Genomic DNA, 2,446 nt, shown 5'->3' with positions numbered 1-2,446 from the left:
GTCCCGCCGCCCGTGTGCTTCTCGATACGCCTGGGCGTCAGCTCTGAGGAACGTCGTCCTCGGAACCGTCCTCTTCGTCGCCTTCGTCTTCGGCCCGGGCCCGCGCAGCCTTCGGAGCCTCGTCCTCATCCTCGACCTTGGTCTCGGCCTCGGCCTCGCTCTCGGTCTCGACCTCGTCCTCGTCCTCGTCCTCGTCCTCGACGAGCGCGTCGACGAACTCGACTCCGTCCAGCTCCGCGAGCCGGTCGGAGGCGTCCGTGCTGCCGTCCTTGTCGGATTCGACGGCCTTGGCGAACCACTCGCGCGCCTCGCCCTCACGACCGGCCGCGAGAAGCGCATCGGCGTACGCGTAGCGCAGACGCGCGGTCCAAGGCTGTACGGAGTTCGACGCGAGCTCCGGGCTCTGCAGGGTCACGATGGCGGCCTCCAGCTGCCCCATGTCCCGCCGCGCACCGGCGGCCACGAGCCGCATCTCGACCTGACCGGCCTTGTCCAGCTTCTGCACCTCGGGGGCACCGGCCATGTCCAGCGCCTTCTCGGGCCGCCCCAGACCGCGCTCGCAGTCCGCCATGACGGGCCACAGCTCCACGTTGCCGGTCATCCGACGCGCCGCCCTGAACTCGGCGAGAGCCTCGCTGAACTTCTGGTTCGCGTACGCGGCGAAACCGGCCGCCTCGCGTACGGCGGCGACGCGCGACGCCAGCCGCAGGGCAATCTTCGAGTACGCGTACGCGCCCTCGGGGTCCTCGTCGATGAGCCGGGCGACCATCACCAGGTTCCGGGAGACATCCTCGGCAAGACCCTTGGGCAGGCTTTGGAGCTCCTGCCGCACGTCCTTGTCGATCTCCTCGCCCGTGACGTCATCGGGGATCGGCAGCCGCTTGATCGGCTCACGGTCACGGTCCCGCTCGTCACGGAAACGGCCGCCACCGCGCCGGTCGTCGCCCCTTCGGTCGTCACGGCCGCGGAAGCCGCCGGGGCGCCCGCCCCGGTCGTCACGACGCGGACCACCGCGTCCGCGGTCGTCGCGGCCACGGAAACCGCCGCCCCGGCTGTCGTCACGACGGTCATCCCGCCGGTCGTCACGCCTGTCGTCACGACGGAACGCCGGACGGTCGCCCTCGCGGCGGTCGTCACGCCGGAAGTCGCCGCGGTCACCGCGGTCGTCGCGCCGGTAGCCACCACGGTCGCCACCGTCACGACGGTCATCACGACGGAAACCACCACGGTCATCGCCCCGACGATCATCACGGCGGTCATCACGGCGGTCATCACGCCGGTCGTCACGACGGAAGCCGCCACGGTCACCGCTGTCACGACGGTCATCGCGGCGGAAAGCCGGACGGTCCCCGTCGCGACGGAAGCCACGGTCATCGCCCCGGCGATCGTCGCGCCGGTCGTCCCTGCGGTCGTCACGCCGGAAGTCGCCGCGGTCACCGCGGTCGTCGCGCCGGTAGCCACCACGGTCGCCACCGTCACGACGGTCATCACGACGGAAACCACCACGGTCATCGCCCCGACGATCATCACGGCGGTCATCACGGCGGTCGTCACGCCTGTCGTCACGACGGAAGCCGCCACCACCGCGGCTGTCGTCGCGGCGGAAGCCGCCGCGGTCACCACTGTCACGACGGTCATCACGACGGAACCCACCACGGTCGTCATCGCGGCGCGGACCACTGGCATCGTCGCGGCGGAACGGCGGACGGTCGCCGTCACGGCGGAAGCCACGGTCGTCGCGACGCGGCCCGCCGGATCGGTCGTCGCGGCGGAACGGCGGACGACCGCCGCGATCGCCCTCGCGCCGATCGCCCTCGCGCCGATCGTCACGGCCGCGGAAGCCACCACCACGGTTGTCATCACGGCGGTTGTCATCACGACGGAACCCGCCGCGGTCGCCACCGCGATCACCGTCGCGGCGGTCGTCACGCCGGCCATAACCACCCCGGTCCGACCCGCCCCGGTCGCTGTCGCGGCGCGGGCCCCCGCGGTAGCCGCCGCGGTCACCACTGTCCCGGCGGCGCTGGTCGCGCTCGGGTCGCTCATCGGGAGAGTTGGTGGACATGGGTGACTCCTGTCTTCGGTACCGCAAGTCATTCTCGCGCAGCCGGGTACCCGGCGCGCTCCGGAAAAACAAAAAGGACCTCTGGTCCCAGCGAGTCGCTGGGACCAGAGGTCCTCCAAAGATTGTTCGGCGGCGTCCTACTCTCCCACAGGGTCCCCCCTGCAGTACCATCGGCGCTGTAAGGCTTAGCTTCCGGGTTCGGAATGTAACCGGGCGTTTCCCTCACGCTATGACCACCGAAACCCTAATGGTTTCGAGCGAACAAGCACACTTTTCAGTTGATTGTTCTGCTCTGGCCGACAACGGTTCGTTGTCTCAGAACTAACACAGTGGACGCGAGCAACTGAGGACAAGCCCTCGGCCTATTAGTACCAGTCACCT

2 protein-coding genes and 1 rRNA gene are annotated in these 2,446 nt (G+C 69.6%); 1 reads left to right on the top strand and 2 read right to left on the bottom strand.

Features of this window, described 5'->3' with window-relative positions; all coding sequences use genetic code 11:
- Positions 1 to 37 precede the first annotated feature (37 nt).
- Complete coding sequence (locus IEY95_RS41590) at positions 38 to 832, bottom strand: tetratricopeptide repeat protein (RefSeq protein ID WP_194492279.1); 795 nt, start codon at positions 830 to 832, stop codon at positions 38 to 40.
- Here IEY95_RS41590 and IEY95_RS41585 point away from each other — a divergent pair.
- Complete coding sequence (locus IEY95_RS41585) at positions 815 to 2,071, top strand: hypothetical protein (RefSeq protein WP_189191588.1); 1,257 nt, start codon at positions 815 to 817, stop codon at positions 2,069 to 2,071. The genes IEY95_RS41590 and IEY95_RS41585 overlap by 18 nt on opposite strands.
- Positions 2,072 to 2,189: 118 nt before the next feature.
- Here the strand turns inward: IEY95_RS41585 and rrf are convergent.
- Positions 2,190 to 2,306 (bottom strand): 5S ribosomal RNA (gene rrf / locus IEY95_RS41580).
- Positions 2,307 to 2,446: the final 140 nt, after the last annotated feature.

It is taken from the genome of Streptomyces albiflavescens, from assembly GCF_014645835.1.
In the GTDB taxonomy this organism is placed as follows: domain Bacteria; phylum Actinomycetota; class Actinomycetes; order Streptomycetales; family Streptomycetaceae; genus Streptomyces; species Streptomyces albiflavescens.
Note: the sequence above shows the minus strand (reverse complement) of the source record. Positions and strands in the feature narration are given on the sequence as shown.